This window comes from Stenotrophomonas sp. STEN029 (assembly GCF_056760015.1).
In genome coordinates this window covers 1-4,095 of sequence record NZ_JBRREC010000159.1, presented here as the reverse complement: position 1 = coordinate 4,095, position 4,095 = coordinate 1, and the positions used below count along the sequence as shown (strand labels likewise).

The 4,095-nt window shown below is 64.3% G+C and carries 5 protein-coding genes; all 5 read left to right on the top strand.

Going from position 1 to position 4,095, the window contains the following annotated elements:
* The first annotated feature begins 273 nt into the window (after window positions 1–273).
* Window positions 274–1,911, top strand: a complete 1,638-nt coding sequence (locus tag ACVOLI_RS20230) for a mechanosensitive ion channel family protein (RefSeq protein WP_481615750.1) — start codon at window positions 274–276, stop codon at window positions 1,909–1,911.
* A 179-nt stretch (window positions 1,912–2,090) separates the two neighbouring features.
* Window positions 2,091–3,011 (top strand): arginase, encoded by a 921-nt coding sequence (gene rocF / locus ACVOLI_RS20225; RefSeq protein ID WP_312367753.1) that lies wholly within the window; start codon window positions 2,091–2,093, stop codon window positions 3,009–3,011.
* Between the two features lie 144 nt (window positions 3,012–3,155).
* A complete protein-coding gene (locus ACVOLI_RS20220) occupies window positions 3,156–3,308 on the top strand; it encodes an entericidin A/B family lipoprotein (protein WP_296248941.1) in 153 nt (50 codons plus the stop codon).
* 54 nt (window positions 3,309–3,362) lie between these two features.
* A complete protein-coding gene (locus ACVOLI_RS20215; RefSeq protein WP_303748520.1) occupies window positions 3,363–3,500 on the top strand; it encodes an entericidin A/B family lipoprotein in 138 nt (45 codons plus the stop codon).
* A 190-nt stretch (window positions 3,501–3,690) separates the two neighbouring features.
* Window positions 3,691–3,912 (top strand): CsbD family protein, encoded by a 222-nt coding sequence (locus tag ACVOLI_RS20210; protein ID WP_282269033.1) that lies wholly within the window; start codon window positions 3,691–3,693, stop codon window positions 3,910–3,912.
* Window positions 3,913–4,095 lie beyond the last annotated feature (183 nt).

The window sequence follows — 4,095 nt, the reverse complement described above, 5'->3', positions numbered from 1 at the left end:
GTGTGTGGGGGGGTTTGTTAGGTAGGGCGCTTCGTGTATACCCGGGTGCGCTGCGCTTACCCGGGCTACGTTGATGTAGTGCGGTCGACATGTGGTGCAGCCGCTGAACGGCGAGGGGCGCAGATCGTGATGGCAGGCAATCCGCCTGCCATGGTGCGATGATGGCCCAAGCACGCAGCCGGCCTACCGTGCTGCTGCCAGTGAAGCTGGTTGGCGGCAGGTCGACGCAGCACGCCAGCGGCCAGTCATCTCTTCTTGCGGGGAAGCAGAAAGATGTTCCGTGGCGACCTTGAAGTCTGGTTCCTGCTACGCCGGTTCGCCTTGACGGTATGGGTGCTGCTTGCGCTGTGTGTCTCGCTGCTGCTGGCGCCTGCGTCGGCATTGGCCGCAACCGAAGAGGCGTCCGTCGACGTCGCTTCCGCAGCGACGGTGCGTTTCTACAACCGCGACATCCTGACCTTCCGCAGTGCGTTCATGGGCCGCTCGCCGTCGCAGCGTGCAGCGGTCACCGAGTTCAACATCAAGCGCATCGTCGATGAGCCCGGCGTGCCCAGGGTCACCTTCAACGACACCGCTGATGGCGCGATCCTGCTGCTTGGTGGCGAGGTGGTCACCCTCATCACGCCTGCCGATGTGGATGCCGCGCAAGGCGAGACGCTGGGCCAGGTGCGTGAGGCGGTACGCAGCCGGCTCGACGACGCGGTCGTCGCGGCTGAGCGTGCGCCGGGCCGTATGTTCCGTGGCGTCCTGCATTGTCTTGTCGCCACCCTGCTGGCAGGGCTGTTGATCTGGTTGCTGGCGTGGGCGGCACGCAGGTTACGTGCGGCGATGCTGGCGTGGGTCGGTCGAAGGGCGGGGACCTTGCGCAGCGCGCCGGTCCGGCAGATGTTGCATGGTGCCAACGCACTGGCCGATTGGCTGTCGCGCGCGCTGCTGCTGGTGGCGGTGTTGTTGCTGGCAGAGGAATGGCTGCGCTACGTCTTCCATCAGTTTGATTACACCCAGCCCTGGGCCAGGGCGATGACGGCCTGGGTTGCGGCCCAGGCCAAGGCCTGGCTGTGGGCGGGCGTGGCGGCGATACCGGGGCTGGTCACCGCGATCGTCATTTTTCTGCTGGCGCGGCTGTGCAGCCAGATTGTCGGCTTGTTGTTCCGGGGCGTGCAGAACGGACGCTTCCAGTTGTTTGGCATCGACCGCCAACTGGCCGAGCCCAGTCGCAAGCTGACCGTGGGAGGTATCTGGCTGTTTGCGCTGGTGATGGCCTATCCCTATCTGCCCGGCTCGGGCAGCGACGCCTTCAAGGGCTTGAGCGTGCTGCTGGGCGTGATGATTTCGCTGGGCGGCTCCAGCATCGTCGGCCAGGCAGCGGCGGGTTTCACCCTGCTCTATGCGCGGACGATGTCGATTGGTGACCTGGTCAAGGTGGCCGATGTCGAGGGGCAGGTGATCCAGATCGGCTTGTTCACCACCCGCATCCGCACCCTGACCGGGGTGGAAGTCAGCCTTCCCAACATGCACGTGCTCAGTGGCAAATTGCTGAATTACTCGCGCGATCCACAGGCCGCGGGCATGTGGCTGGAGACCGGCGTCACCATCGGCTATGACACGCCGTGGCGGCAGGTGCAGCGCTTGCTGCTGGATGCGGCCGGCAAGACCGCACATGTGCAGAGCGCGCCTGCCGCCTATGTGCTGCAGACCGCGCTCAATGACTTCTATGTTGCCTATGTGCTGCGCGTGCATATCGTTGAGTTCCCGCTGCGCGCGGAGATCCTCAGCGCGCTGCACGCCAACATCCAGGATGCGTTCAACGCGGCCGGGGTGCAGATCATGTCGCCCAACTACATTGCCGACCCCGAGCTGCCGAAGATCGTCGCGCCCGCCGATTGGGATCCGCAGGGCCCGGCGGCATGATCGCCGCGCAGGTAGCCGTTGCCTGAGCCGGCTGCGCACGGCTGACATATGCGCGGCGTAAGCTCGCCCGGACCTGCTTGGCAGCCGCCAAAAGGCTTGCCCTGCCTTGGTTTGCCGCGCTGCCGCAAGGCCTTTGCGCGGCCGCTCGCTAAACTGATTTCATTTGCAACGGAGGTCGTATGGCTGGTTTTCGTCCGGTGTCGCTGATTGGCGTGCCTACCGATGTGGGTGCGGGCGCGCGCGGTGCGCGGCTGGGTCCGGAGGCGCTGCGCATTGCCGGCTTGCCTGAGGCGCTGGTCGAACGCGGCGTGGACGTGCGCGACATCGGCAACCTCGATGGTCCGCGCAATCCATGGACCGGCCCGGTGCAGGGCTACCGTCACCTCGACGAAGTAGTTGCCTGGAACCACGCGCTGATGGAGGCGAGTTACGCCGAGCTGAAGGAAGGCCGCATGCCGATCATGCTCGGCGGCGACCATTGCCTGGGCGTTGGATCGATTACCGCAGTCGCGCGCTGGTGCCGTGAGCAGGGCAAGCAGCTGCGCGTGCTGTGGCTGGATGCGCACTCGGACTTCAACACCTCCGATGTCACCCCGTCAGGCAACATCCACGGCATGCCGGTGGCCTGCCTGTGTGGTCTCGGCCCGGAAGGCCTGACCCACCTCGGCGGCAGCGCCCCGGCGATCGCACCGTGGCAGGTCCACCAGATCGGCATCCGCTCGGTCGACCCGGAAGAGAAGCGCCTGATCAAGCAGCACCGCGTTGATGTCTACGACATGCGCTACATCGACGAAGCAGGAATGAAGCGGACGATGGAAGCCGCGCTGCATGGCATCGATGCCAATACCCACCTGCATGTCAGTTTCGACGTGGATTTCCTCGACCCCAGCATCGCGCCGGGCGTGGGCACCACGGTTCCGGGCGGCGTCAATTACCGCGAGGCGCAGCTGGTGATGGAGATGATTGCCGACACCGGTTTGATGGGCTCGCTGGACATCGTCGAGCTGAACCCCTTGCTCGACCACCAGAACCGCACCGCCGAACTTGCGGTGGACCTGGTGGAGAGCCTGTTCGGCAAATCCACGCTGATGCGCGATTAACAATCGGCCGACATCACTGAACGTGTGCTGCGCGACTTCACGCGGAGCACACGGCCGAGCCGCCAGATTCGTCTTCACACACGAAGTGCCTGCCGCCGGTCACCGGCCACGGCATCTGCCTTGAAAGGGAGGAGGAGACGAATGATGAAGCGACTGTTGATGTTGGCCCTGGTGGGCGCGTTCTCGGTTGGCATGCTCAGCGGCTGCAATACCGTGGCGGGCGCAGGCAAGGACATGCAGAAGGCCGGTGAAAAGGTCGAAGACAAGGCGCAGGATTGCAAAGACGGCAAGTGCTGATGAACACGCGGTCCGTTGTGGACCGCACCGATGGAACCACCACAGGAGAAACACATGAAGCGTTTGGTTGCCCTGATGATGTTGTCGCTGTTCTCGGTCGCGGTGCTGGCTGGTTGCAATACCGTTGCCGGTGCAGGCAAGGACGTGCAGAAGGCTGGTGAAAAGGTGGAGGATGCTGCCAAGGGTCATTGATCCGGCAGGGTCCTGCAGATGAATGAAGGAGGCCGGCAATGCCGGCCTTTTTCATGTTCACAGTCCGCTGGCTGAAGCGATGTTCACCAAGGTCAGCAGCACCCAACGAAACATGGACCTGATGCCAACAGCGCTTCGGCGAAGGTGGTCCCACGCGAATCAACCGCGTATCCCCCGAAGGAGCAGCGTAATGAACAAAGACATCATTTCCGGCAAGTGGACCCAGCTCAAGGGCAAGGTACAGGCCAAGTGGGGCGACATCACCGACGACGACATGAAGGTGGCCGAAGGCAACGCCGAATACCTCGCCGGTCGCCTGCAGGAACGCTACGGCTGGGCCAAGGACCGCGCCGAAACCGAAGTGCGCGACTTCCAGAAGGCGCTGCACAAGGACTACCCCGATTACCACTGATGCCGGGTGACTGAGGGAAGTCGTCCGCCTCAATCAGGAACCGATGCCAGTCCCCTGGCATCGGTTTCGCTTTTGCTTTTGTGGGGGGGGGGGGGAGCCCCCCGGCGGGGGGGGGGAAGGTTGCCCCCGTTGGGGGTGGTGGGGGGGGGTGGCGGTAGGGGGGGGGGGCCCCGGCCCCCAAAA